Here is a 25,058-nt window from a genome sequence, read left to right on the forward strand (position 1 = left end):
GCGAAACCTCAGCCGATCGCGCGCAGCAGTTCCGCCGCCACCTCGGCGGACGAGGCCGGGTTCTGTCCGGTGATCAGGTTGCGGTCGACGACGACCTTCGGCGCCCACGGCTCGCCCTCCTGGAAGTCGGCGCCCAGCGCTACGAGGCGATCCTGCAGCAGCCACTTGGCCTTGTCGGCCAGGCCGCCCTGCCGCTCCTCCTCGTTGGTGAAGCCGGTGAGCGTGTAGCCCGCGAAGGCGTTGCTACCGTCGGCATCGACGGCGGCCAGCAGCGCGGCGGGGCCGTGGCACACGATGGCCAGCGGCTTGCCGGATTGCAGTGCGGCCGTGAGGAGTTCGCCGGACTCGGCGTTCACCGCGAGGTCCTCCATCGGCCCGTGGCCGCCCGGGTAGAAGACCCCGGCATAGTCGGCGAGGTCGACCTCGGACAGCTTGATGGGGTGCTGTAGTTCGGTGCTTGCGGCCAGTACCGCGGCCCGCTGGTCGGCACCCTCTTGGCCGCCGTTGAAGTCAGGGGAGAGGCTGCCCTGGTCGACCGGCGGCACGACCCCACCGGGGGTGGCGATGACGATCTCGTGCCCTGCGGCCTTTGCTGCCTCATACGGCACGGCGAACTCCTCGGCCCAGAATCCGGTCGGATGAGGGGTTCCGTCGGCAAGCGTCCAGGTGTCGGCACCGGTCAGTACAAAAAGTAGTTTCGCCATGTCACCGACACTAGGACTGTCTCCGTAGACTAACCAATGGGATCGCCGATATCAGACATCGGAATTCTGATGGGTCTTGCGCTCGGCGAAGACCGTGCGGGCCACCGCGATTCCGTTGAGCGCGGCCGGGAATCCGGCGTACCCGACCATCTGGATCAGCACCTCGACCACCTCGGTCTCGGTGCCGCCGACATTGAGCAGGCCGTGGATGTGCACGCCGAGCTGCGGCGCGACGCCGAGCGCGGTGCACATGGCCACCGACACGATCTCGCGCGTCTTCAGGTCGAGCCCGGGCCGGGAGTAGATGTCGCCGAAGGAGAATTCGATCAGCAGGCGGGCGAAGTCCGGGGCGATGTCCTGCAGCGCGGCGATGACCTGCTCGCCCGCGTGCCCGTCGACCTCGGCCAGGGCGGCCGAACCGCGCTCGAACCGGTCGCCGTCCGGTGCCCCGGCCGCGGCGGGCTCGGCGGGCAGGTCGGTTCGCGTCGCGAACACCTCCTTGGCGGCGTTCAGGCCGTTCAGCGCGGCCGGGAAGCCCGCGTAGACGCTCGCGTGGATGAGGACCTCGACGATCTCGGTGCGAGTCGCGCCGACGTTGAGCGCGCCGTCGATGTGGAACCGCAGCTGCGGTGCCGCGTTGCCGAGCGCGGCCAGCGTGCCAACGGTGGCCAGTTGCCGCTCGCGCAGCGTCAGGCCGGGGCGGGAGAGGATGTCGCCGTAGCCGAACTCCACGGTGATGCGGCCCAGGTCGGGGGCGATATCGGCCAGGCTGTCCAGCACGGCCGGGCGTTCCTGCCCACCGATCTGCTGGAGCAGCGCGAGTCCGCGCTCGAAACGATCGTTCTGGCCGGTGGTCTGCTGAGTGCTGGTCATGGGGACGACTGTAGAAGTTGGAGTGCGCTCCAGCGCAAGTGCTGACTCATCCTTGCCAGTGAGGTGAGATCAGGGGAATCTCAGGGTGCGTCCCCGATGTGGGTGTGGGCGTGCGGTCCATAGCGTTTCGGGTATGCGATTCGGACCGATCATCGTCGCCATTTCCGCGGTTGCGCTGCTCGCAGGGTGCACGACGGACAAGGAGGCGGCTGCCGTGCCTGCTGTGTCGGACAACAAGATTCGTGCCGTGCAGGCCGATATCGACGGTGTGGTGGCAACCGGAGTTACCGGGGCGATCGCCACCGTCACCGATAACGGCAAGACGGTCGCGCTCACCAGCGGTGTCGCCGATATCGCCACGGGCGCACCGATTCCGACCGATCCGGCGCAGCAGGTCCGGATCGGCAGCATCTCGAAAACCTTTGTGAGTTCGATCGTGCTGCAGCTCGTCGCGGAGGGGAAGGTGCGGCTGGACGAGCCGGTCGAGACTTATCTGCCCGGACTGCTGAGGGGCGATGGCATCGACGGGCATCGGATCACGGTGCGGCAGGTCTTGCGGCACCAGAGTGGATTGCCGGAGATCACCAAGGATCCGCGTGTCGACGAATATCGTGCGGCACAGGAGAACCGGATCATGACGCCCGCCGAGGGGATGGCGATCGCGTTGGCGCGGCCCGCCGACTTCGCGCCCGGGGCGCGGTACCAGTACAGCAACACCAACTACTACGTCGCCGCCATGCTCGTCGAAAAGGTCACCAGCGCAACGTATGTTGATGAGTTGAACCGGCGCATCCTGCAGCCGCAAGGGTTGGCCGACACCTACCTGCCCGGTCCGGGTGATCGTGAGATCCGTGGACCGCATCCCAAAGGCTATGCGGTGGTGGACGGTACGCTCACCGATGTCACGCGCATCGAGCCATCGGTGCCGTGGGCCGCGGGCGGAATGGTCTCGACGGGCGCCGACTTGAACCGCTTCTATTCTGCGCTGCTCGCAGGCCAGGTGGTCCCTGCTGCGGAGTTGCGTGAGATGCGCGACGGCGTGCTGACGGATGAGGGCGCGCAGATGTACTACGGACTCGGTCTCGGATACGCCAAGTTATCGTGTGGCGCAGAGTATCTCGGCCATTCAGGTGGAATCTACGGTTACAACACCCTGTCCGGCGCGACCCCGGACGGTCGCGCGGTGACCTTTGCGTTCACTGAATCGGTGGATGCGAAGCCCGACCTGATGGCCATGCTGAGTCACGCGCTCTGCCCGTAGTACTTGCTCGCATCGAGGGGTCTCCGCCGTCCGGGCGTCTGTCGTCCGGACGGCGGTGTCATCTCGCCGCTGAGACTCAGATGAGGTTCTTCTGCTTGCTGATTCGGCGTCGGACATCCGCCATCAAACTGTAGGTTCCGCCGTGCCGGAGGAAGCGCGGGATGAATCGGTTGACGAAGGCGACGAATACGAAAAGGTGCTCGAACCGGCGCTGATCGGTGGCGGTCCATTCGACCTGGAGTTGTTCGCGGAAGATGGGCGCGAGGAAGCCGATCGTGAGGAACTTCAACAGGTTTCGGAACGGCAACCGCAGATACCAGTGGATCATTCGCAGGTTCAGCAGGTCGTTCAGGTAGCCGCGGACGAACTCGTCGATCGCGACCTGCTCGCAGGCCTCGTTCCAGTACTGATCGAATTCCGCTCGGGTGGCAGGCCACATCTGCTCGGTCACCTGGAGCGTGGTGCCGAGTGTCGATGATGATGCGTAGAACGCCTCGGCCTGCTCGTCGCTCATCCGGCCTTGCAGCAGTTGATAGGTGTCCTCGAAGCCGATGTACAGGCAAGCGGCGACCCATAATTGGAGATTCCGGTCGAACGCGTTGTACTTCACCGGTGCGCCCGGCGCCGAATGCACTTGCCGGTGTGCGACATTCACCGCCTCCCGATAGGCCAGGCGCTCCTCCTCGGTGCCGAGAATGGCGACGGCCAGATACTGCGTTGTGGTGCGGGCTCGCTTCCACGGGTGTCGCATCAGTGATCCGGACTCGACCTTGCTCTCCGCGACGCCGTATCCGACGCCGGGCCGGGCCATCTGCATCGCGACATTGGCCGCGGCGCCCGCGAAGGACCAGAAGTCCAGCGCGTCGGTCAGCTCGAGCGCCCGCTTGGTGACCGGGCGGTGGGCGGTGCCGATGTGGATTCGCGTGCGGTCCTTCGTCAGCGGCGCGGCGTGCTCCGAGGGGTGGGCGGCGGTCATGGAGGAGTCCTTTCGTGTCCGGAATCGACTCCACAAGGCGTGAACAAGCTGTGAACTATTGATAACTTAAGTCCAGTGGGACTCGCACGTCAACAGGTCCGGCTGCATGGGGATATTCCTGCATGTCTGGCTATGAATGTAGGCAAAAGGCTTACATAGAGTCCGGAATCGTGCGTAACATACGGGCCCATACCGGACCGCGAGGTGTTCGGCTGGATCCAACGGCGGATCCCCATTCGGTCCCGCCGTGGGCGGCCGGTCACCGTCGACCGGCACGCGAAAGGACGCGCATGCTCAAGAGGCTGGATCGGATACTCAGCTACGAGATGAAGGTCTCGGAGTTCCTCGGGACGCTCATCATTCTCGGCATCCCGTACGGCTTGATCGGTGTGGTCTGGACGCTGACGCACACCAGCCACCTACGCGATATGCACGGCATCGACGTGGTCATCTCGTTCCTCGGATCGATCGTGTGCTGGCCGGTGCTCACCTTCTCGAACGTGTGCATGACCTGATGAGGCGGTAACTCGTGACCATCACCGAACGACCGCCGGACCGGACCGATCTGGAGAAAGCCGTCGACGACCTGCGCGGTCTGTGGCAGCGGCACCCACAGCGCTCGCTGGAGACGCTGGGCAGGCAGGTGCGGCTCGGTCGCGACGCGGTGCTGGAGATGTTCCGCGCGCTGCTCACGCGCCGGTTCCCGTTCCAGGAGTTCATCAAGCAGTGCGCGTTCATGGCAAGCGTGTCCGCCGCGCCGACGGTGTTCGTCGCGATACCCGTGGCAGTGGTGGTCTCAATTCAGTTGGGCGCGTTGGTGAGTCAGGTCGGCGCGACCACCTTCATCGGCGCGGTCAGCGGGCTCGGCATCATCCGGCAGGGCGCGCCGCTGGTCACCTCGCTGATGATCGCGGGAGCGGTCGGCTCGGCCATCTGCGCTGACCTCGGCTCCCGCACGATCCGGGAGGAGATCGACGCGATGATGGTGATGGGCGTCGATCCGATCCGCAGGCTGGTCGCGCCGCGGCTCGCGGCCGCGGTGCTGGTGAGCATGCTGCTGTGCGGATTCGTGGTCTTCGTCGGCTTCGCGACCGGCTATCTGTTCAATGTCTATGCGCAGGGCGGCACGCCGGGCTCGTTCATCAGCACCTTCGCCTCTTTCGCCGTCGCCAACGACCTGATCGTCGCGCTGCTGAAGGCCGCCATCTTCGGTGCGCTCACCGCGATCATCGCCTGCGATATCGGCCTGCACACCAGGGGCGGACCCGGCGGCGTCGCGAATTCGGTGAACGCGGCGGTGGTCAATTCGGCGCTGATGCTGTTCGCCACCAACATCATCATCACCCAGGTGTACAACACGTTGTTCCCGGCGAAGGTGCTCTGAGATGGGCTCGCGCTATACGCCACCGGCGTTGCAGCCCTTCCGCATTGTCGGCGGTGCCGTGCGCGGACCGGTGCGGGCCAATCAGCGGCTCGGTCATCAGGCCATCACCTTTGTCGCGGCGATCGTGGCGATACCGTTCGCGCTCAGGCACTATCGCAAGGAAGTCTTGCGGCTCACCGCGGACGTCGGGTGGGGCAACGGGTCGCTGATCGTGGGCGGCGGCACCGTCGGTGTCGTCGTCATTCTGTGTGGCTTCGGCGGGATCACCGTCGGCATGGAGTCCTACACCGCGCTGAATCTGCTCACGATGAACCCGCTGACCGGGGCCATCTCCGGGTTCGCCACCACCCGTGAGATCGGACCGATCCTGGCGACGCTGGCCTTCGCGATTCAGGCGGGCTGCCGCTTCACCGCGCAGCTGGGCGCGATGCGGATCTCCGAGGAGATCGACGCGCTCGAATCCATTGCCATCCGCCCTCTTCCGTACCTGATCACGACCAGGATGATCGCGGCGACGCTGACCATCGTCCCGCTGTACAGCGTGGGTCTCGCGGTCGCGTACCTGATGACCAAGCTGTCGGTGCTGTTTCTCGGCGGCACCTCCGCGGGCACTTACGACCACTACTTCTTCCAATTCCTCAACGGCGCCGACGTTTTCTACTCGGTGCTCAAAGTGGTGGTGTTCGTGCTGATCTCGACGTTTCTGCAGTGCTACTACGGATACGTCGCCACCGGCGGTCCGGAGGGGGTCGGGCAGGCGGCGGGACGTGCGATCAAGATGGTGATCGTCGTCATGGTGTTCGCGAATCTGTTTCTCACGCTGGCGATCTGGGGCATCGACCCCGGCATCCGGATCTCGGGATAGGCGGCGCCGTGATCATCGATCCCAGTGGCCGCGGGCCGAGCCCGCGCCAGCTCTCGCTCGCGGGCATCGCGCTCACGACGGTGATACTGCTGCTGCTGTTCCTGCTCGGGTTGCGCTACACCGGCCGCTTCGAGGACAAGGTGGGTGTTGTCGCGCTGCTCACCAGCACCGGTGACGGACTGCCCGAACACGCCGACGTGAAGTTCCGCGGCATGATCGTCGGTTCGGTGGCCGGTGTGGAAGTCGTGGCCAAGGGAGAGCGGCAGCGCGCCGAGATCGACCTGAAACCGGCTGTCGCATCAATGATTCCGGCGGCGGTGACGGCGCGGGTCATCCCGAACAACATCTTCGGCGTGACCGCGATCGAGCTCGTCGACAACGGGCACACCATCGAAACCCTGCGCGCGGGAGCGGAGATCCCCGAGGACACCAGCGAGGGCACCGTTCAGCTGCAGACCACACTCAGCGTGCTGCGGGATGTGCTCGACCACATCCAGCCGGAGAAGCTGGGCCGGGTGCTCGCCACGCTCGCCGACGCGCTCGACCCGACCGTGCGCGCTCCAGGGTCCACCATCGAACGCCTGGACCTCTGGCTCACCCAGATGCATGCCATTCCGGGAATCGGCAACCTGCTGGGCGATCTCGGCCGCGCCACAACGGCATTGAGCGTGTCCGCGCCTGATCTGGTCGGGGTGCTGTCGGATTCGGTGACCACCGCCCGGACGCTCACCGAACGACGCGACCAGCTCGTCGCGCTGCTGACCAACGCGAGCGGGGCGGTCGACTCGGTGAATTCGCTGTTCGCCCGAAACCCCGACGCGGGTAAGGAAGTGGTCTCGGGTCTCGGTGGACTGTTCGGCAGCTTGGCTGAGGATCCACAAGCGCTCCAGCAGACGGCCGCCAATCTCAATGTCTCCCTGCGGAAGTTGCGCTCGGTCTTCGGCTTCGGACCGAGTCGCCAGATGATCTGGAAGATGGACGTGTCCTTCACCCCGTTCCAGCAGTACACGGCCGCCGATTGCCCGCGTTACGGCAGTATGGCCGGGCCACGGTGTGGCGGCGCCTCGGTGCCGGAAGTCGCGCCACCACAGGAGTATCCGGCGCAGTTGACGCCGAATTGGTTGGACGCGGCCGGGCCCAAGCCGGTGGTGCCAACGTTGCCCGCCATTCCCGGTATCCCGATGATTCCGGGACTCACCGCACCGGCCGCCGCGAAAGATCCAGCACCGAATAACCAAGGGGCCAACGGTTTACGTGGTCCGGATGCGGTCGCAGCGATCGTCGGCGGTCAGCCAACCGCGGCGCAGTATCTGCTGCTGTCGCCCCTGCTGGCCGGTGGCTCGGTCACCCCTGCAGACAAGGGGCGATGACCATGAAATCAGGTAAGGCGCTGATCGGCTTCAGCCTCTTCGCCGTGGTCGCGGTCATGCTGACCTACACGATCTGGTCCACCTTGCAGCGCTCGGTGACCGGCGACACCGACTCCTACTCCGCCACCTTCTCCGACGTCCTCGGCCTGCGCGTCGGCGACGACATCCGAATGGCGGGCGTGCGGGTCGGCCGGGTGGACGGCATCGACTTCGACGGTGACTATCGCGCGCGCATCGAGTTCCGCATCCAGCGCAGGCAGCGGCTGACCAGCACCACGAAAGCCCTGGTGCGCTACCAGAACCTGATCGGCCAGCGCTATATCGCGCTGGTGCCCGGTGCGGGCGACGGCCAGGTACTAGCCGCGGGTTCGGCGATACCGCTCGACCACACCGAGCCCTCGTTCGATGTGTCGGCGCTGCTGTCCGGGTTCGAGCCGCTGTTCAGTGTGCTGCAACCGGATCAGATCAATTCGCTGTCGGAGACGCTGATCCAGGCCCTGCAGGGGAACAACGTCTCGCTCAGCGCGTTGATCACCCAGGCCGCCGAGCTCGCGGGCACCTTCGGGCAGCGCGACAAGATCCTCGGCGATGTGATCAGCAACCTGAGCAGTGTCATCGCCGGGCTGGCGCATCGCAGCGGCGAGCTGGAAACGCTGATCACCCAGGCACGTTCGCTCGTTGAATCGCTCTACGCGCAGGGTGAGTCTTTGAAGGGTTCGGTCGATCAGGTGGCCACCTCGACCGACTCGCTGGCTCGGCTGATCGGTCAGGTGAAGCCGAATATCGCTCGGGCGCAGAATGATGCGACGAGTGGCGTCGCGCTGCTGCTGCTCAACGGCGCCTCGCTGGACCAGGCGGCCGTCGAGCTGCCGAATCTGCTCAATGGCATCGCCCGGTTCACCAGCTACGGCGCCTACGGCAATGCCTACATCTGCCGCCTCGATGTCTCGCTGTGGGGTGTACTGCTGCCGCCCGGGCTCTTCTCGCAGGTCGGCGGCAATTCGCAATCGGAGGTGTGCCGGTGATGACACGAGCGCGGTCCCTGGTCGGCCGGGTCCGATTGCCGCGCAACAGGTTGCTGTGGCTCGGCCTGCTCGCGGCGGGTTCGGTGGTGCTGCTGCTGGTCGCCTCCAGTGCGCTGTCCCAGGCGCGGCTGGGGGACAAGACGATTCAGGCTGAGTTCGCTCAGGCGGCGGGACTGCGGACGGGCACGTCGGTAGACGTGTCCGGTATCGAGGTCGGTTCGGTGCGCGCGGTGCGGCTCGATGGTGCGAAAGTCGTGGTGGACCTGAGGGTGCGCCGGGACCTACGGCTGGGTCCGGACGCGCACGCGGCCATCAAGATGACGACCATTCTCGGCAAGCTGCACGTCGAGCTGGTACCTGGCAATGGAAAAGGGTTGCCGGGCAACCGGATCACGCTGGCGAATACCTCCGTGCCGTACAACCTCGGCAAGGTCATTCGTGATCCGGTGTACAAGTCGTCGTTCGAGCGCATCGAGCGGATCGATCCGGTCAAGCTGCGTCAGTCGTTGGACCTGCTCAGCACGCAGATGGGTGATTCGCCGCAGCTCACCGTCGAGGCGCTGAACAGTGTCGGTGCGCTGGCCAAGGTGATCAACGATCGCCGCGACGAGGTCGACGTGCTGTTGAAGGGCATGGATCAGGTCTCGCAGCTGGTGTCGGACAATCGAAACAGCGTGCTGCTGTTGCTGACTCGCGGCGAGGCGATCGGGAACGCCGTCGCGCAGCGCCAGACCATGCTGAAGTCGTTGCTGGACAACGTCGCCGAGCTGTCCCGGCTGCTGCAGCAGATGGGCCTGGAGAACAACGATCAGCTCGGGCCGATGATCCAGAGCCTGAACACCATGTCCGAGGGCCTGGAGAAGAACCGGGACAACCTCGACTCGCTCTACGAGATCATGCCGGTCGCCTTGCGGCAGTTCAACAATGCGCTCGGCAACGGACCCTACGGCGACGTGTGGGCGCCGTGGATCTTCCCGGACAACTGGTTGTGTTTCGCCGGCGCGGTACAGGGGTGCAACTGATGAAAATAGGTACTTTTCTGAAAACCGCCTTGTTGTGCTGGGTGGCTGCGGTGGCCTCCGGCTGCTCGCTGCTGCCGGACAGCCTGAGCGGGCTGCCGGACCAGTATCTCGGCGAACATCTGCGAATCAGCGCCGATTTCGAGAATGTCGCCGGTCTGTACGCGGGCAACGACGTCGCGATCCTCGGTGTCCCGGTGGGCCGGGTCGACACGGTGACGGCCAAGGGCAGCTATGTCGAGGTGACCATGTCCATCGACAAGAACGTCAAGGTGCCCGCCGACGCGATCGCGGCTCTTGTTTCGCCGCAACTGATCACGAACCGGCACGTCGAACTCGCGCCCGCCTATGAAGGCAACGGCCCGGTGCTCGCCGACGGCGCGCACATCCCGCTCGAACACACCCGCACGCCGGTCGAACTCGACCGCATCCTGGATAATTTCGATCAGCTCGGCCGAGCGTTGAAGGGCGACAACGAGACCGGGCCGATGGCCAGCCGAGTGCTCTTCCCGCTGCTCGACGGCAACGGGGACAAGCTGCGCGCGACCCTCGACGCGATGTCCTCGGCGTTCGAGGTGAGCCTGGCCAATGGCGACCAGATCTCCAACACCATCGTGAAACTCAACGAGATCACCCAGATCATCGCCGAGAACGACCAGACGGTGCGGGATTTCAGCGGCAGGCTCACCGACATGGTGCAGCTGATGGGTGATCAGGCGCCAGGGCTGCAGGCGGTGCTGACTCAGCTCAACGACTTCGTCACCAACACGTCGACGGTGGTGGGCACCAATCGCGAGCAATTGCTCGGCGCGCTAACGCGTTTCACCAATCTCACCGCACAGATGCGGGCCAACGCGCGCTCGGTCACCGAAATCGCCGACGTCACACCGCTGTTCTTCCAGAACCTGGCGAATGCGACCAGCCGGGAACATCAGGCGCTGCGCCTGCACGGCTTGCTGGACAAGTCGGTCCTCGACGGCGAGGCACTGTCGGTGTTCTGCGAACGGGTGCAGATGCGCCTGGACGGCTGCCGGACCGGCAAGATCCAGGACTTCGGCCCCGACTTCGGACTCACTGCCGCGCTGCTCGGACTGACCAAATGAGGACCCGCGCGCTTGCCCACCCGTCGCCCGACCGCCGCCCCCCACGGAATCGCTGCGCGATGCTGTTCACACTAGCCGTCGCGGCGGCGATCAGCGCGACCTCGGGTTGTGCGGTGACAGTGGACAACGTGCCGCTGCCCAAGCCGGGCATCGGCGGCCCCGGCTACACCCTGCACGCGGTGTTCCGGGACGCCCTCAACCTGCCCGCGAACGCGCACGTCAAGATCGGTGGCACCGACGTCGGCATGGTCTCCGCGATCAGCACCACCGACTTCCTCGCCGACGTGGAGATGCAGATCCGCGAGGACATCCAGCTGCCCCGCGGCACCACCGCCGAGCTGCGCCAGGCCACCCCGCTCGGCGACATGTTCGTCGCGATGACCCTGCCCACCAAGCAGGACAGCGCCGAGCTGCTGCGGCCGGGCGACACCATCGCGCCCGACCACACCGCGACCGGCGCCTCGGTGGAGCAGCTGATGATGTCGGTCTCGCTGCTGCTCAACGGCGGTGGCCTCAACCAGGCGGCGCGGATCACCGCCGAGATGAACTCCATGTTCGCCGGGCGCGCGCCGGAGCTGTCGCACCTGATCACCGAGATGACCGACGTGCTGGCCGCGCTCAACCGGCGCACCGCCGACGTGGATGGCGTGCTGTCCGGCATGAACACGCTCACCGGCGAATTGGCCAGGCGTAAAGCCGAATTGGGCGCTGCCGCGGACACCTTCCCGCCGCTGATCGGCCTGGTCGCCGAAAACAACAGGGCCATCGCCGATCTCATCGCCAAGGTCTCGGTGACCATGGCCGCGCTCGGCGACTTCACCGATACCACCGGCCCGGATTTCCTCAGCCTGTTCGACAGCATCCAGCGGCTCATGTCCGGATTCGCCCAGATGGGTGACGATCTCGCGGGCGCACTGGACGGCCTGCACGCCATCTACCCGTCGATCTCGGCCAGCCTGGACGGCCCGGCGCTCGCGGTCGCGGCCACCGTGTCCTATCTGAGCGTCGGCGCGCTGACCGATCCGAAGGGCAGCAGGGCACCCGAAATCGGTGATGTGCCTGCGTTTATCGGCAGTCTGGCGCAGGTCATCGAGAAAGTCATCGGCCGACTGCAGGGCGGCGGGCGATGAATCCACCGTTGTGGCAATGGCTGGTCCGGCATCGAGTCGCGGTGGCGAATATCGGCCTGATCCTGGTGCTCGTGCTCGGGGTGTCCTATCTCGGCGTGAACGTGCTGCGGATCAATCCGCTGCCGAGCACGTACACGGTGCGGGTGGAGTTGCAGAATTCCGGCGGTCTGGCGGCCAACAACGACGTAACCTTCCGCGGCACCCGAGTCGGCCGGGTCGAGAACGTCCGGATCTCCGGCGACGGCGTCGCGGCGATCGCCGAAATCGACAAGACGGCAAGGATTCCGGTGGGCGGCACCGTCGCCGTCGGCCGGCTCTCCGCGGCGGGGGAGCAGTATCTCGACTTCCGGCCGGACGTGGACAGCGGGCCGTACCTGGGCGACGGCTCGGTGGTCGAGCGCGCCCGGACCACGACACCGGTGACGGTGCAGTCGGTGCTCGGCAGCATGAGCGGCTTGATCGGCGGAATGAATCCGGCGCGGCTCAATGTGATCGTCGACGAGCTCGACAAGGCCCTCGCCGGTGGCCCGGATCGGTTGCGCAACATGATCTCCGGCATCAGCAGGGCCATGGCCGGGCTCACCGATCTGCTACCGCAGACCAGGCAGCTCATCGAGAACCTCGAGGTGATCGCCGACACCACCGCGCACGCGCAACCCGACCTGACCACGCTGACCACCGGCTCCAGCGCGCTGTTCCAGCAGATGACCGCCGCCGATCAGGAGGTCCGCAAGTTCCTCGATCTCGGGCCGGGCCAGCTGGCCACCCTCGGCGGCATCGTGCGCGACACCGAGGACCCGATGACCAACCTGGTCACCAACTTCGTCGCGATCACCAGGGCCGCGAAGCTGCGCGCACCAGCCATCGCCGCGTTGTTCCCCGCGCTGCGGACCGGTTCGGAGGCCATCGGTATTCCGGCGCACGACAACGCCTATCACACCCTCGTCGATCCATGGCCGCGACCGAGCTGTGACTACGACACGATTCCCGTGGTGCCGACCGACAAGACCGCCGATACCAGGGTGCGGCTCTACAACTACTGCGTCACCAGCAATCCGTCGCTGCAGGTTCGTGGCTCGGCCAACGCGCCGCGACCGAACGTGCCGGACAACGGATCCGGCCCGCCGCCCGGCGTCACCGGCAACGAGCTGTCCCGACCGGCACCTGGCAGATAGGAGCACATCTGATGAACGACAACGATGGCGAGATCGACGCGCTGACCGAGGATTCGGCGCCCGTCGAATCGAGTAATTTTGTGGCAAAGGAAGATTCGGCGGATGCCGCACAGCCGGTCGAGACGAAACGCGGTCGGCTCATACCTGGTCGAGCCGGACGGATTGCGCTCCGCGCGGCGGCGGCTGTGTTGCTGTGCGCCGCAATAACTTCCACGGTCGCCTGCTACATACAGAACCAGGGCAACAAGGCGATCATCGACGCCAATGCGGACGCACGCACCGCCGCCTGCAAGTACGCCCCGGTCCTGGCCGACTACGACGCCAAGAAGCTGGACGCCTACTTCGCCGCCGTCCTGGCCGGCGCGACCGGCGACTGGAAGAAGCAATTCGACAGCACCAGCAAGGAATTGCGCGACGTGCTCACCCAGGGCGAGGTGGTGTCGAAGGTCAACGACGTCCAGTGCGCGATCAAGACCGGCGACGAGACCTCCGCCGAGGCCATCGTGGTGATCGGCCAGACCATCACCAGCACGGGCACCCAGGGCAAACCGGCACCCGGCCAGCTGTCCATGGTGATGCGCCTGGAGAAGGTCGACGGCCGCTGGCTGGTGAACAAGGTGAACTCGCCGCTCGCCCCGCCGCCGCAGCAGTAGCTACCCGCCCTCGCGACCGAACAGCACGACCCGCATCAGGTGAACCACCCGCTGCCGCGAGCACACCGGGTCGTCGGAGCCGAAGCGCTGGCCCAGATCGACGACCAGGGCCAGCGCCGCGTGCACCAGCAGCCTGGCGTCGGCGGCGGACAGCTCGGGCCGGACGCCGACGAGCAGCTTGGCCCACTCTTCGACGTTGAGCCGCTGGATGTTTCGCAGCACCGTCCGATCATCGGCGGGCACATTGCTGATCTCGGCGTAGTAGACGAAGGTCAGCTCACGCTCGGCGAACGAGCCCGCCACGTACAGCTCGATCAGTGTCGTCAGCGCGTGTTCCGGCCCGTCCGCCGCCGCGACCGCCGGGCCGATCGCGGCCGAAACCCGTTCCGCGGCACGACGGAACGCGGCCGCGAGGATATCGCCCTTGCTGCGATAGAAGCGGTACACCGCCGACGAGGCGGGCAGCCCGGCGGCGATGGCGATGTCCTCGACGCTCACGTTCGGATAGCCGCGCTCATGGAACAGTTCGATCGCACGCGCGAGCAGCAGCTCGTGCTTGAAGGTCAACGGAATCTCTATTGCTGCAATGGTTTCGGTGTCCTCGGCGGAGGGTGGCAGGGCACAGTGGGCGGCCGTCCGGCAGGCGGCGCCGAGCAGGGTGGTCAACGCGCGCACCGGGATCGATACATGATGATCGCCGATGCTGCTGAGCACGCTCAGTACCGCCGCCGACAACACCGCCCGGTCCGCCTTGTCCAGCTCCGGCCGCGTCTCGGCGAGCAGCGACATGAGGGCCGAATTCACCTTGGCCAGTTGGCTGTCCAGGACCGCGGCATCGGCCTCGTCGAGATAGCGACGCTGCCAGCGCAGCAGTGCGGCGCTGCGGCGATTGGCGATCGAGGACGCGATGAGCGCGTCGATGACCTGCCCGAGTCGTACTGCGGCGGGCAGCCCGTCGGCCGAATCAGGCAGGCGCACCGCCATTTCGCTGAGCGTGCCGAGCCGCAGGGCTTCCTCGCGGAACAGCGCGTACTTGCTCGGATAGTGGCGGTACAGCGCGGCCGAGCTGATGTCGAGCCGGGACGCGATGTCCTCCATGCTCACGCCGTGGTAGCCGAGCGACCCGAACGCCTCCGCCGAGGCCGCCGCGATCTGCGCCCGTCGATCACGCGGCCGCCGCCGGACCACGCGCGCCGCCGCCGGGTCGGACGCCTTGTCCGCGGCACGGCCTTCCTGGGCACCCATGCCGCGATCGTAGCCGAACCGGACGCTCGGCAGCGGAGCGTTTCCTGCCTGAAATCAAACTGAATCGAAGATCACAATGCGAGTATGATTCGGGCTACTACCTCTAGCTCTTCCGAGTCATCTCTGTGGAATATCGCGTAACATAAGCGACCGGTCGGTACCTCGGTCGCGCCCGTCTGTCCGGGTGCCTAGACCGCTGCGGGACGGCCGAAAAGAACCACCTGCATCAACAGGCGAACTCGGCCCTGCGCCGCCATCGGCTGGTTGTCGAACGCGCGCCCCAGATCCACCACCAACGCGAACGCGGCGTGGATGAGGAAGCGCGCCTCGGCAGGCGACAGCTCTGGCCGCACCTCGCGCAGCAGCCGCGCCCACTCTTCGACGCTGAGCCGCTGGATGTTTCGCAGCACCGTGCGTTCCTCCGCCGGAACATGCTGGAACTCGGTGAAATACACGTAGGTCAGCGCGCGCTCGGCGAACGACCCCGCCACGTACTGGTCGATCAACGCGGTCAGGGCGCCCTCCGGGCTCGCCGCGGTCGCGACCGCCGGGCCGACCGCGCCCGAAACCCGTTCCGCGGCACGGCGAAAGGCCGCGGCGAGCAGATCGCTCTTGCCGCGATAGAACCGGTACACCGCCGAGGCGGCGGACAGTCCGGCGGCGGTGGCGATGTCCTCCACGCTGACATTGGGATACCCGCGCTCGTGGAACAGCTCGACCGCTTTGCGCAGCAGCAGTTCGTGTTTGAACGAGTCCGGGATCTCGACCACCTGGAGCGGCTCGACGGGCTGCTCCGCGGGCAGTTCCGTGCCGATCAGCGGCTGGCACGCCGAACTCAGCAGTCGGGCAAGGGATTTCGCGGGAAGCGTGGCGTGGTGGTCGGCGATGCTGGTGATCGTGCTCAGCAGCGCCATGCGCAGGACGCGCGTGTCGTCCTCGGTCAATTCCGGCCGCAGCTCGGCGAGTTGGCTGCCGAGCGCACCGAGCACGGCGAACTGCTGATCGTTCAGCAGCGTCAGATCGTCGGGCTCGAGGTAGCGGCCCTCCCAGCGCACCAGGGTGATGGTCGGCCGGTTCTCGATGGTGACGGCGATGAGTGCGTCGAGCACATGCCGCAGCCGCCGCTCGGGCGACCAGGCCGCGGCCTCGGCAGGCAGCTCGACGGACTCGGTCATCGCCCGGCCGACCCGCAGCAATTCCTCCCGGAACAGCGCGTATTTGCTCGGATAGTGGCGGTACAGCGCCGCCGAACTGATGCCGAGGCCGGTGGCGATGTCCTCCATGCTGACGCCGTGGTAGCCGAGCGCGCCGAACGCGGCGGCCGAGGCCGCGGCGATCTGCGCCCGTCGATTCTTCGGCCTGCGCCGGATCTCCCGGGGTGCCGAGTCGCCGGTACTCGCCTTCCGCGCCGTACGGCGATTGTCGACACTCATGCGGACATCGTACTGATCAGGGCAGGTGGGACGGGCTACGGCTCGGTACCGGGCGGCCGCCGGATCGGCCGGGTGCCCCAAGTCACCCGGAATCCGGGGCGGTACCTGCACCGAAGGCAGTGGCCGTCGACCCGACCCGTAGGCGCGGGTCGTCGCAGGTGAGGGGCGCCACAGCCGATCGGCCGCAGGTGCGTCGAGCGTTGTTGCCCGATCAGTCGCGCGGCGTGATGACCAAGCGGGCCCCGCCCTCGGGGACCGTGGTGATGTTGCGGGTCTTCGCGCGTTCCGGCGCCGCGCCCTCGGGGCGCGAAAGGGCGTGCCGCGCAATGACTTCCCGCAGCACCACGGTGCCTTCCATGAGGGAGAAACCGGCGCCGATGCAGCGCCGGACCCCGCCGCCGAAGGGCAGCCAGGTATTCGGCGCCACCTCGCCGGAGAGGAAGCGGTCCGGTCGGAAGACGGCGAGGTCGGGATAGTTGTCGGGATCGCGGTGCGCGAGCAGGATCGAGGTGTTCACCACCGTGCCCGCAGGCAGTCGCCGGCCGCCGACGGTCATGTCCCTGGTCAGTTTTCGGTTGGTGCCGTTGATGATGACGTGCAGCCGCATCGCTTCCTTCAGCACGGCTTCGAGGTACTTGTCGTCGCCGGTGCGCGCGGCGGTGACGGCCGCCTCCTGGATGTCGGGATGCGTCGCGATCTCGTACAGCGCCCAGGACAGCGCCGACGCGGTCGTCTCATGACCGGCGAGCAGCAGCGTGACCAGCTGATCGCGCAACTCGGCGTCGGTGAGCGGCGGATCGTGATCGTCGCCGGTGCCCGCGTGCAGCAGCCTGGACAGCACATCGGTGCGTTCGGCCAGGTCCGGTGCGCGCCGACGGCCGGCGATCTCGGCGTAGAGCAGGGCGTCGACCGCGCGCAGATTCTCGGTGAAGCGCTTCCACGGCCCGATTCGGCTGAGCATGGGCGACTTGATCCCGAGGAACACCAGCGGGTTCAGGTGCACGATCCGCCGCAGTCGCGGCGCGAGCTCGGCGCGCGCCTGTTCGTCGGAGACGCCGAATACGACCTGAATCATCACCTCGAGGGTGAGCGCGTTCATCCGGTCGAGCGTGCTCAGCGTGGAACTCGGTGTCCAGCGGTCGATTTCGGCGACGGCGATGTCGGCGACCAGGTCGCGGTAGGCGCGCAGCGCCGAGCCGTTGAAGGCGGGCATCAGCAGTCGTCTGGCGCGCGCGTGCTCGTCCTCGTCGGTGAGCAGCAGGGAGTGCTGGCCCATGACGACGCCGAGGATCTGGTTGCCTTCGCCCGCGTGCAGGTCGCGCGGGTTGCCCGCGAAGATCTCCTTGATGTGTTCCGGGCGGGAGTACACCACCGAATGGTCGGCGACCGGCGGGATGCGCAGCGTGAAGACCTCGCCGTACCGGCGCGCGACGGCGGGAACGAAGCGCTGGCGGTTGAGCTGGAACAGCAGGCTCTGCACGAAGGCGGGCAGTCGCGACCCCGGCGGATAGGTGGCGGTCTCGTCGCGTTCTCGAACATCCTGTGCGGCCACAGTGCCACCTTCGTTGAGTATGAGACGAACCTGTTTCATACCACGCTAGGAGATATATCCCACCGGGTCTATAACGCGGCAGGTAATCAACCGTACTTGACGCGGCCGCGCCGAACGGCCATCCTGAGTCGGTCAGCACCTCGCTAGGCGAGGCTCCTGCGCGAACACAGGCCACTGATCCGACGACGTCGAGAGACGCCCAGGATCAGGACAGATCGCTTCGGATTAAGGGGCGATCCCAGGTGGCTTCCCGGTACGGGATACGTCGTGCAGTGCCGAAGCTCTGACGAGAGGGGTGCCCGCCCAGCCGTTTCGGTTGGCGTCCCCTGCCTTGCATGGTCCGACACCGGTATTCGGCGACGCGTGTGCGTCTCGGCAGCAAGGAGGTGAGGGACGTGAAGTCAGGCGATAGTCCGTATCCGAGTACGGATTCGACCTCTCACTCGCTCCCGGCCCACCGCCGCCGTGTGATCGACTGAACCCGAAGCGTTTTCGATTCGGGCGTTCGGTCGTATCCGAAATCGGTTGTGGTGGTGGGCCTTTCTCCTGAAGGAGTCCATCATGACGTTCGCATTCCCCCGTGAGCTACCGGTGTGGCCCGCGCTGATCCACTCGGCCCGCCGAGTACTGGCCCGGTACCGCCTCACCCCCGAGGAACACCGCAATCTGGCCGAGGCCCGCGCCGCCCGGGCGGCCATCTTCACGGCCTCCATGGGCGGGCATCCCTATTACCGGTAACCCCGGCACTAGCGGCCCGTGCCGGGCGGGCCGCTAGTTTCCGGTGTTCGGGCGCTGCGCGGAGTACCAGTCGAGCAGGTCCGGGTTGTCGACGGCGCTGCGTTCGACGACCCGGGCGGCCTCGGCACCCTGGAACAGCTTCTTGATCGGGACCTCTAGCTTCTTGCCGGTGCGGGTGTGCGGGATACCGGGGGCGAGGAGGATCTCGTCGGGAACATGGCGCGGCGAGACCTCCGTGCGAATGGTGTTCTTGATGCGAGTCTTCAGATCCTCGGTGAGTTCCGCGCCGGGGGCGAGCACGACGAACAGCGGCATCCAGTAGCCGCCGTCCGGTTGCTCGGCACCGATCACCAGGGCCTCGGCGATCTCGGGGAGGCGTTCGACGGACTGGTAGATATCGGCGCTGCCCATCCGGATGCCGTGCCGATTGAGGGTGGAGTCGGATCGGCCGTGCACGACGATGGAGTTGCGGTCGGTGATCGTGATCCAGTCGCCGTGCCGCCACACGCCGGGGTACATGTCGAAATAGGCGTCGTGATAACGCTTTCCGTCCGGATCGTGCCAGAAGCGGACCGGCATGGACGGCATCGGCTTGGTGAGCACGAGCTCGCCGACCTCGCCCCGGACCGGCTGCCCGGTGCCGTCGAAGGCTTCCAGCGCCGCGCCGAGGAAGCGGGTCGACAGCTCGCCAGGCCAGACCGGGACGATGCGGGACGCGCCCATGAAGGCGGACACCACGTCGGTGCCGCCGCTGATCGAATTGACCTGGACGTGGTCACCGGCGTTCTCGCCCAACCAGAGCGCCGACGAGGTGGGCAGCGACGCGCCGGTGATGCCCACCGAGCGCAGCGCGGACAGGTCGTGCTCGGTGCGCGGCACGGCGCCCGCCTTGATGCAGGCGAGCACGTAGCCGGGACTGGTGCCGAGCACGGTGGTCCGCGTCTCGGCGGCGATGCGCCACAACCCATCCGGTGCCGGGTAGGTGGGGCTGCCGTCGTAACAGACGATGGTCGCGCCGACCAGCAGGCCGGAGATCTGGAAGTTCCACATCATCCAGCTCGGGCTGGTGTACCAGAAGAAGGTGTCGTCGGGCCCGATATCGGTTTGCAGGGCAACGGCTTTGAGGTGTTCCAGCAGCACGCCGCCGTGGCCGTGCACGATGCCCTTCGGCAGTCCGGTGGTGCCGGAGGAGAACACGATCCACAGCGGATGGTCGAAATCGACCGGCTCCGTGGTGATCACGGCGGGCGCGGCCTCGTCGTTGGCGATCGCGTCGGTCCACGAGGTCGCGTCCGCGACTTCGAGACCGAGCTGGGAGACGGCGATCGTGCCGCGCAGCGTGCCGAGACCGGCTTGCAGCGCGGCGATGTCGGCACGCTTGTCGTGCGCCTTGCCGCCGAATCGGTAGCCGTCCACGGTGATCAGCACGGTGGGTTCGAGCTGGCCGAGCCGATCCAGTGCGGCCTTGGGGGAGTAGTCCTGGCCGCAGGCGCTCCAGACCGCCCCGATGCCGGCGGTCGCCAGTAGCGCGACGACCGTCTCCGGGATGTTGGGCAGATAGCCCGCGACTCGATCGCCCGCCTGCACGCCCATGGCGCGCAGGGTGCGCGCCAATGCCGCTGTGTCGTCGATCAATTCGGCCCAGGACACCTCACGCGGCGATGCGTCCTCGGAGACTCCGATGATCGCGGGCCGATCGCTGCGGAACTGACGGATGAGCTGATCGACATAGTTCAACCGGGTGCCGGGAAACCATTGCGCGCCGGGCATTTCGGCGCTGGCGAGGACCTCGCCCGCGACCTCGCCGAGCTCGAAGTAGTCCCACACCGCCCGCCAGAACTCGGCCAGCTCATCGACCGACCACTGCCAGAGTGCCTGGTAGTCGGGGGTGGCGACACCGGTGTTCACCCACCCCGCCGACTGCCGTCCCCCAGTGCGCCCCTCGACGAACTTCGCGAAGTCGGTGATCCTGGCGTCGGCGATATCCTGCTCGGTCGGCACCCACTGTGGTTGCACCGCGTTCCTCCTGGCTGTTCGAACTGGTGGTCAGGCGCGCGCTGCGCGCCGCACGATCTGCTCGGCATGCCGCAGCACGGGGGCGTCGACCATGCGGCCCTCGAAGGCGAACACGCCACGATGCTTCGGTACTTCGTCGAGTACCCTGCTGGCCCAGTCGATCTCGTCCGCCGACGGCGCGTAGGCCGTGCGCAGGACGGCTACCTGGCTGGGATGGATGGCGACCTTCGCGTCGAATCCGACGGCGACCGCGTCCAGTGCCTCGGCCCGTAGGCCGTCGAGGTCGCGGATGTCGAGATACACCGAGTCGAGCGCGAACTTTCCGTACGCCTTGGCCGCGAGCAGCGAGGTGGACCGGACATGGCGTGCGACATCGCGATAGCTGCCGTCGGCGTGCCTGCTCGACTTGCCGCCGAGCCCGGCGACGAGGTCCTCGGCGCCCCACATCACGCCGATCGCGTTGCCAGCCCTCATCGCGTCGCTGACCGTGAGCGCGCCGAGCGGCGACTCGATCAGCGCGATCACCTCGTACTCGGCCAGCATCGTAATCTGTTCGGCCGATTCACATTTCGGCAGCATGACGCGCCGATACCGGGTTTCGGCCAGCGCGGCCAGATCGAGCGCGTGCTCGTCGGTGCCTGCGGCATTGACCCGGACCACCGTGCGCTCGGGATCCAGCGGAGTCGCTACGAGGGCCTTGCGCGCCGCCGCCTTGTCGTCGGCGGCGACGCCGTCCTCGAGGTCGAGGATCACCACATCGGCTGCCGCGGCGGCCTTTTCGTAGCGTTCCGGTCGATCCGCCGGGCAGAACAGCCAGGCCGGGCCCGGCATCTCCCACGTCACGGCTGACCGGATTCGGGTCGCAGGCGAATCATCGCGTTGCGCACCGCGACCGCGACGATCGTGCCGTGCTGGTTGCGCGCGGTGTGGCGGAAGGTCACGATGCCCTCGCCCGGCCTGCTCTTCGACACCCGCTTGTCCAGCACGACGGTTTCGGCGTAGACGGTGTCGCCGTGGAACAGCGGGGCCGGGAACTTCACCTCGGAGAAGCCGAGATTGGCGACGGTGGTGCCCTGGGTCAGGTGCGCCACCGCGAGGCCGACCATGGTGCCGAGGGTGAACAGCGAGTTGACCAGGCGCTGATGGAACGGCTCCTGGGCCTCGCTGTAGGCCGCATCGATGTGCAGCCCTTGCGGATTCATGGTCAGCGTGCTGAACAGCACGTTGTCGGTCTCGGTCATGGTGCGGCCCGGCCGGTGCTCGTACAGCACGTCGGTTTCGAGTTCCTCGAACCACATGCCGGTCTGCACGACTCGGCGCAAGTTCTCGGTGTCAGTCACAGTCCGAGCTCCCGTCCGATCAGCATCAACTGCACTTCCGTTGTGCCCTCACCGATTTCGAGGATCTTGCTGTCCCGGTAGTGCCGGGCCACCGGGTATTCGTTCATGAAGCCGTAGCCGCCGAAGATCTGGGTGGCGTCGCGGGAATTGTCCATCGCCGCCTCGCTGGCCACCAGTTTGGCGATGGACGCCTGCTTCTTGAACGGCTTGCCCGCCAGCATCAGCGCCGCGGCGTCATAGTAGGCGGTGCGGGCCGTGTGCGCCCGCGCCTCCATCCGGCCGATCTTGAAGGCGATGGCCTGATTACGGCCGATGACCTGGCCGAACGCTTCGCGCTCCTTGGCGTAGCGCACGCTCTCGTCGACGCAGCCCTGCGCGGCGCCGACCGCGAGCGCCGCGATGGCGATGCGGCCCTCGTCCAGGATGCGCAGGAAGTTCGCGTAGCCGCGGCCCCGCTCGCCGAGCAGGTTCTCCTCCGGCACTCGGACGTCGGTGAAGCTCAGCGGATGGGTGTCCGAGGCGTTCCAACCGACCTTGTTGTAGGCGGGTTCGGCGACGAAGCCCGGGGTGTCGGTGGGCACCAGGATGGTGGAGATCTCCTTCTTGCCACCGTTCTGGCCGGTCACCGCCGTCACCGTGACCAACGTGGTGATGTCGGTGCCGGAGTTGGTGATGAACTGCTTGCTGCCGTTGATCACCCAGTCGCCGCTGTCGACGATCGCGGTGGTCTTGGTGCCGCCCGCGTCGCTGCCCGCGCCGGGTTCGGTGAGCCCGAACGCGGCCAGGGATCGCCCACTGGTCAACTGCGGCAACCATTCCTGCTTCTGCTTGTCGTTGCCGTAGCGGTAGATCGGCATCGCGCCGAGCGAGACGCCGGCCTCCAGGGTGATGGCCACGCTCTGATCGATCTTGCCGAGCTCCTCGAGCGCCAGGCACAGCGCGAAGTAGTCGCCGCCCATGCCGCCGTACTCCTCGGGGAACGGCAGGCCGAACAGGCCCATGTCGGCCATGCCCGCGACCACCTCGTACGGGAAGGTGTGCTTCGCGTCGTGCTCGGCGGCCACCGGCGCGACCACCGTCCGCGCGAAATCCCGGACCGTCATGGCCAGGTCGCGGTACTCCTGCGGCAGTGCGCCGGTGGACAGGAAGTCGGTCATGCTGGGTTTCCTTCTCGCTCGGCGGTATCGGGCGTTTCGGCGACAGGCGTCGCGGTAATGCGGGCAAGTACTTGATCGAGGCGCACCTGGGTGCCCGGCGTCACCAGTATTTCGACGGTTCCGGCGATCGGCGCGGTGAGTGAGTGTTCCATCTTCATCGCCTCCACGATGACGACCGGGGCACCCGCGGCGACGGTGCTGCCGGTGTCGGCCTGCACCGCGATCACCGAACCCGGCATGGGGCTCTTGATTTCGGCGTCGCCGACATGTTCGGTGGTGCCGCGCACGCTGGCCTCGGCGACCTCGCGCAGCATCGCGATGCCGGATGGTCCGGCCAGCCACAGTTGTCCGTCGTGTTCGGCGATCCGGTATTCGCGACGGATGCCGTTCAGTGTCAGTGACAGCAGGTTGTCATCGAAAGTCGCTGTGATCGAACTGGATTCGCCCTCGTCGATGCGGGCCGTCGCGTCGGTGGGGGTGCCGGTGAGGTAGACGTGCTCGATCCGGTCGCCCCCGGCCAGCCGGATAGCGGTCGGAGCGGCGTTGCCGATGCGCCAGCCGGAGGGGACGTGCCAGGGATCGGCCAGTGCCGTCGGCCAGCGTCGCAGCCAGCGGTAGGTGGCGGCCGCCAGGAACAGTTCGTCGCCGACCGGGGCGGGGTGGAAGTCGGCGACTCGGCGATCCAGCAGTCCGGTATCCAGATGTCCCGCCGCGACATTCGGGTCGGCGAGCAGGAAGCGGAGGAACTCGATATTGCTGGTCACCCCGAGTAGTACCGTATCGCCCAGTGCCCGATCGAGTTTCGCGATCGCCGCGGTCCGATCGGCACCGTGCGCGATGACCTTCGACAGCATCGGGTCGTAATCGCTGCCGACCACAGTGCCGACGCGCAAGCCCGAATCCACCCGGACCCCAACGCCTTCGGGCTCGGACAGGTCGAGCACCGTGCCGCCGGTGGGCAGGAACCCGCGACCGGGATCCTCGGCGTACACCCTGGCCTCGATGGCGTGCCCGATCATCCGGATCTCGGCCTGCTCCACCGCGAGCTTCTGCCCGGCCGCGACCCGGACCTGGGACTCCACCAGGTCGATGCCGGTGACCAGCTCGGTCACCGGATGTTCCACCTGCAGCCGGGTATTCATCTCCATGAAGAAGAACTCGTCCGGCCGGTCGGCGGAGACGATGAACTCGACCGTGCCCGCGCCGACGTAGTCGACACTGCGCGCGGTGTTGCAGGCGGCGGCGCCGATCCTGGCCCGCGTCGCGGCGTCGAGCAGCGGGGACGGCGCCTCCTCGATCACCTTCTGATGCCTGCGTTGCAGGCTGCATTCGCGTTCGCCGAGGTGCAGCACGTTGCCGAACTGGTCGGCCAGCACCTGCACCTCGATGTGCCGCGGGCGGGTGACGAAGCGTTCCAGGAACAGGGTGTCGTCACCGAACGCGGCGGCGGCCTCGCGGCGCGCGCTGAGCAGCGCGTCCGGCAGCTTGGTGGGATCCTCGACCAGCCGCATGCCCTTGCCGCCACCGCCGGCCGACGGCTTGACCAGCACCGGGTAGCCGACCTCGCGGGCCGCGTCGATCAGGTCGGCGTCGGTCAGACCCGGCCTGGCGATACCGGGCACGACCGGGACATTGAAGGCGGAGACGGTGTTCTTCGCCGCGATCTTGTCGCCCATCACCTCGATCGCGCGGACGGGCGGGCCGAGGAAGACGATGCCCGCGTCCGCGAGTGCCGCGGCGAAAGCGGCGTTCTCGGAAAGGAATCCGTAGCCGGGATGGACGGCTTGCGCGCCGGTGCGCACGGCGGCGGCCACCACTTTGTCGATGGCGAGGTAACTTTCGCGCGCGGGCGCCAGACCGAGCCGCACAGCGGTGTCGGCCTCGTGTACGTGCCTGGCGTCCACGTCGGCGTCGCTGTAGACCGCCACCGAGCGAATCCCCATGGCGCGCAACGTACGGATGACACGCACCGCGATCTCGCCACGATTGGCGACGAGGATGGTGTCGAATCCGACGGGATGAGATTTGTTCAGCATCAC

23 protein-coding genes and 1 riboswitch are annotated in these 25,058 nt (G+C 66.9%); of the genes, 12 read left to right on the top strand and 11 right to left on the bottom strand.

The features are described 5' to 3' along the window. Positions 1–8: 8 nt before the first annotated feature. Together ACIBK2_RS29730 and ACIBK2_RS29735 are read right to left on the bottom strand one after the other, a co-directional pair. Entirely contained in the window at positions 9–704 is a 696-nt protein-coding gene (locus ACIBK2_RS29730) for a type 1 glutamine amidotransferase domain-containing protein (RefSeq protein WP_396971831.1), read from the bottom strand. A 51-nt stretch (positions 705–755) separates the two neighbouring features. After that, the gene (locus ACIBK2_RS29735; RefSeq protein ID WP_396971832.1) at positions 756–1,577 is read right to left on the bottom strand and encodes a carboxymuconolactone decarboxylase family protein; all 822 of its coding nucleotides are present in this window, start codon (positions 1,575–1,577) and stop codon (positions 756–758) included. 133 nt (positions 1,578–1,710) lie between these two features. Between ACIBK2_RS29735 and ACIBK2_RS29740 the strand changes: the two genes are divergently transcribed. Further along, positions 1,711–2,838, top strand: coding sequence for a serine hydrolase domain-containing protein (locus tag ACIBK2_RS29740; protein ID WP_396971834.1), 1,128 nt, complete (start codon positions 1,711–1,713; stop codon positions 2,836–2,838). Between the two features lie 76 nt (positions 2,839–2,914). On the opposite strand, the gene ACIBK2_RS29745 is transcribed toward ACIBK2_RS29740, so the two are convergent. Continuing rightward, entirely contained in the window at positions 2,915–3,814 is a 900-nt protein-coding gene (locus ACIBK2_RS29745; protein ID WP_396971836.1) for an oxygenase MpaB family protein, read from the bottom strand. A gap of 290 nt (positions 3,815–4,104) precedes the next feature. Between ACIBK2_RS29745 and ACIBK2_RS29750 the strand changes: the two genes are divergently transcribed. Genes ACIBK2_RS29750 through ACIBK2_RS29795 form a run of 10 tightly spaced genes read left to right on the top strand, consistent with a single transcriptional unit; the run spans position 4,105 to position 13,538 of the window. After that, complete coding sequence (locus tag ACIBK2_RS29750) at positions 4,105–4,329, top strand: hypothetical protein (protein ID WP_396971838.1); 225 nt, start codon at positions 4,105–4,107, stop codon at positions 4,327–4,329. 14 nt (positions 4,330–4,343) lie between these two features. Then, on the top strand, positions 4,344–5,198 hold the full coding sequence (locus tag ACIBK2_RS29755; protein WP_396971840.1) for an MlaE family ABC transporter permease: 855 nt from the start codon (positions 4,344–4,346) through the stop codon (positions 5,196–5,198). 1 nt (position 5,199) lies between these two features. Next, positions 5,200–6,063 (top strand): ABC transporter permease, encoded by an 864-nt coding sequence (locus ACIBK2_RS29760; protein ID WP_396971842.1) that lies wholly within the window; start codon positions 5,200–5,202, stop codon positions 6,061–6,063. A gap of 8 nt (positions 6,064–6,071) precedes the next feature. Then, a complete protein-coding gene (locus tag ACIBK2_RS29765; RefSeq protein WP_396971844.1) occupies positions 6,072–7,433 on the top strand; it encodes an MCE family protein in 1,362 nt (453 codons plus the stop codon). Between the two features lie 2 nt (positions 7,434–7,435). Beyond that, a complete protein-coding gene (locus tag ACIBK2_RS29770) occupies positions 7,436–8,458 on the top strand; it encodes an MCE family protein (RefSeq protein ID WP_396971845.1) in 1,023 nt (340 codons plus the stop codon). After that, on the top strand, positions 8,458–9,480 hold the full coding sequence (locus tag ACIBK2_RS29775; protein WP_396971847.1) for an MCE family protein: 1,023 nt from the start codon (positions 8,458–8,460) through the stop codon (positions 9,478–9,480). The genes ACIBK2_RS29770 and ACIBK2_RS29775 overlap by 1 nt, the downstream gene beginning before the upstream one ends. Continuing rightward, positions 9,480–10,580 carry an MCE family protein gene (locus ACIBK2_RS29780; protein WP_396971849.1) on the top strand — a complete coding sequence of 367 codons (1,101 nt, stop codon included), beginning with the start codon at positions 9,480–9,482 and terminating at the stop codon, positions 10,578–10,580. Before ACIBK2_RS29775 ends, ACIBK2_RS29780 begins: the two co-directional genes overlap by 1 nt. A 59-nt stretch (positions 10,581–10,639) precedes the next feature. Beyond that, positions 10,640–11,710 carry an MCE family protein gene (locus ACIBK2_RS29785; protein ID WP_396971850.1) on the top strand — a complete coding sequence of 357 codons (1,071 nt, stop codon included), beginning with the start codon at positions 10,640–10,642 and terminating at the stop codon, positions 11,708–11,710. Further along, the gene (locus tag ACIBK2_RS29790; RefSeq protein WP_396971852.1) at positions 11,707–12,885 is read left to right on the top strand and encodes an MCE family protein; all 1,179 of its coding nucleotides are present in this window, start codon (positions 11,707–11,709) and stop codon (positions 12,883–12,885) included. Before ACIBK2_RS29785 ends, ACIBK2_RS29790 begins: the two co-directional genes overlap by 4 nt. Positions 12,886–12,896: 11 nt before the next feature. Continuing rightward, complete coding sequence (locus ACIBK2_RS29795; RefSeq protein ID WP_396971854.1) at positions 12,897–13,538, top strand: hypothetical protein; 642 nt, start codon at positions 12,897–12,899, stop codon at positions 13,536–13,538. On the opposite strand, the gene ACIBK2_RS29800 is transcribed toward ACIBK2_RS29795, so the two are convergent. The 3 genes from ACIBK2_RS29800 to ACIBK2_RS29810 all read right to left on the bottom strand — a co-directional run bounded on the left by ACIBK2_RS29800 (position 13,539) and on the right by ACIBK2_RS29810 (position 17,768). Then, positions 13,539–14,783, bottom strand: a complete 1,245-nt coding sequence (locus ACIBK2_RS29800; protein WP_396971856.1) for a TetR/AcrR family transcriptional regulator — start codon at positions 14,781–14,783, stop codon at positions 13,539–13,541. 188 nt (positions 14,784–14,971) lie between these two features. Further along, on the bottom strand, positions 14,972–16,216 hold the full coding sequence (locus ACIBK2_RS29805) for a TetR/AcrR family transcriptional regulator (RefSeq protein ID WP_396971858.1): 1,245 nt from the start codon (positions 16,214–16,216) through the stop codon (positions 14,972–14,974). Positions 16,217–16,427: 211 nt separating this feature from the next. After that, on the bottom strand, positions 16,428–17,768 hold the full coding sequence (locus tag ACIBK2_RS29810; protein ID WP_396971859.1) for a cytochrome P450: 1,341 nt from the start codon (positions 17,766–17,768) through the stop codon (positions 16,428–16,430). A 132-nt stretch (positions 17,769–17,900) separates the two neighbouring features. Further along, positions 17,901–18,070, top strand: a riboswitch (M-box (ykoK) riboswitch). A 259-nt stretch (positions 18,071–18,329) separates the two neighbouring features. Between ACIBK2_RS29810 and ACIBK2_RS29815 the strand changes: the two genes are divergently transcribed. Further along, the gene (locus ACIBK2_RS29815; RefSeq protein ID WP_357385732.1) at positions 18,330–18,506 is read left to right on the top strand and encodes a hypothetical protein; all 177 of its coding nucleotides are present in this window, start codon (positions 18,330–18,332) and stop codon (positions 18,504–18,506) included. Between the two features lie 33 nt (positions 18,507–18,539). Here the strand turns inward: ACIBK2_RS29815 and ACIBK2_RS29820 are convergent, their stop codons facing one another. Genes ACIBK2_RS29820 through ACIBK2_RS29840 form a run of 5 tightly spaced genes read right to left on the bottom strand, consistent with a single transcriptional unit; the run spans position 18,540 to position 25,055 of the window. Next, entirely contained in the window at positions 18,540–20,522 is a 1,983-nt protein-coding gene (locus ACIBK2_RS29820; protein ID WP_396971861.1) for an acetoacetate--CoA ligase, read from the bottom strand. A gap of 30 nt (positions 20,523–20,552) precedes the next feature. Continuing rightward, complete coding sequence (locus tag ACIBK2_RS29825) at positions 20,553–21,365, bottom strand: HpcH/HpaI aldolase/citrate lyase family protein (protein WP_396971863.1); 813 nt, start codon at positions 21,363–21,365, stop codon at positions 20,553–20,555. Beyond that, positions 21,362–21,862, bottom strand: coding sequence for a MaoC family dehydratase (locus ACIBK2_RS29830; protein ID WP_396971865.1), 501 nt, complete (start codon positions 21,860–21,862; stop codon positions 21,362–21,364). Before ACIBK2_RS29830 ends, ACIBK2_RS29825 begins: the two co-directional genes overlap by 4 nt. Then, positions 21,859–23,019 carry an acyl-CoA dehydrogenase family protein gene (locus ACIBK2_RS29835; protein ID WP_396971867.1) on the bottom strand — a complete coding sequence of 387 codons (1,161 nt, stop codon included), beginning with the start codon at positions 23,017–23,019 and terminating at the stop codon, positions 21,859–21,861. Before ACIBK2_RS29835 ends, ACIBK2_RS29830 begins: the two co-directional genes overlap by 4 nt. Next, a complete protein-coding gene (locus tag ACIBK2_RS29840) occupies positions 23,016–25,055 on the bottom strand; it encodes an acetyl/propionyl/methylcrotonyl-CoA carboxylase subunit alpha (RefSeq protein WP_396971868.1) in 2,040 nt (679 codons plus the stop codon). Before ACIBK2_RS29840 ends, ACIBK2_RS29835 begins: the two co-directional genes overlap by 4 nt. Positions 25,056–25,058: the final 3 nt, after the last annotated feature.

This window comes from Nocardia sp. NPDC050175 (genome assembly GCF_044459885.1).
Classification (GTDB): domain Bacteria; phylum Actinomycetota; class Actinomycetes; order Mycobacteriales; family Mycobacteriaceae; genus Nocardia.

Coding starts and splice junctions, on each gene's coding strand:
- ACIBK2_RS29800 (WP_396971856.1), bottom strand. CDS start 14,783: ATGGGTGCCCAGGAAGGCCGTGCCGCGGACAAGGCGTCCGACCCGGCG.
- ACIBK2_RS29745 (WP_396971836.1), bottom strand. CDS start 3,814: ATGACCGCCGCCCACCCCTCGGAGCACGCCGCGCCGCTGACGAAGGAC.
- ACIBK2_RS29740 (WP_396971834.1), top strand. CDS start 1,711: ATGCGATTCGGACCGATCATCGTCGCCATTTCCGCGGTTGCGCTGCTC.
- ACIBK2_RS29750 (WP_396971838.1), top strand. CDS start 4,105: ATGCTCAAGAGGCTGGATCGGATACTCAGCTACGAGATGAAGGTCTCG.
- ACIBK2_RS29835 (WP_396971867.1), bottom strand. CDS start 23,019: ATGACCGACTTCCTGTCCACCGGCGCACTGCCGCAGGAGTACCGCGAC.
- ACIBK2_RS29780 (WP_396971849.1), top strand. CDS start 9,480: ATGAAAATAGGTACTTTTCTGAAAACCGCCTTGTTGTGCTGGGTGGCT.
- ACIBK2_RS29730 (WP_396971831.1), bottom strand. CDS start 704: ATGGCGAAACTACTTTTTGTACTGACCGGTGCCGACACCTGGACGCTT.
- ACIBK2_RS29785 (WP_396971850.1), top strand. CDS start 10,640: ATGCTGTTCACACTAGCCGTCGCGGCGGCGATCAGCGCGACCTCGGGT.
- ACIBK2_RS29775 (WP_396971847.1), top strand. CDS start 8,458: ATGACACGAGCGCGGTCCCTGGTCGGCCGGGTCCGATTGCCGCGCAAC.
- ACIBK2_RS29770 (WP_396971845.1), top strand. CDS start 7,436: ATGAAATCAGGTAAGGCGCTGATCGGCTTCAGCCTCTTCGCCGTGGTC.
- ACIBK2_RS29790 (WP_396971852.1), top strand. CDS start 11,707: ATGAATCCACCGTTGTGGCAATGGCTGGTCCGGCATCGAGTCGCGGTG.
- ACIBK2_RS29815 (WP_357385732.1), top strand. CDS start 18,330: ATGACGTTCGCATTCCCCCGTGAGCTACCGGTGTGGCCCGCGCTGATC.
- ACIBK2_RS29840 (WP_396971868.1), bottom strand. CDS start 25,055: ATGCTGAACAAATCTCATCCCGTCGGATTCGACACCATCCTCGTCGCC.
- ACIBK2_RS29805 (WP_396971858.1), bottom strand. CDS start 16,216: ATGAGTGTCGACAATCGCCGTACGGCGCGGAAGGCGAGTACCGGCGAC.
- ACIBK2_RS29795 (WP_396971854.1), top strand. CDS start 12,897: ATGAACGACAACGATGGCGAGATCGACGCGCTGACCGAGGATTCGGCG.
- ACIBK2_RS29760 (WP_396971842.1), top strand. CDS start 5,200: ATGGGCTCGCGCTATACGCCACCGGCGTTGCAGCCCTTCCGCATTGTC.
- ACIBK2_RS29735 (WP_396971832.1), bottom strand. CDS start 1,577: ATGACCAGCACTCAGCAGACCACCGGCCAGAACGATCGTTTCGAGCGC.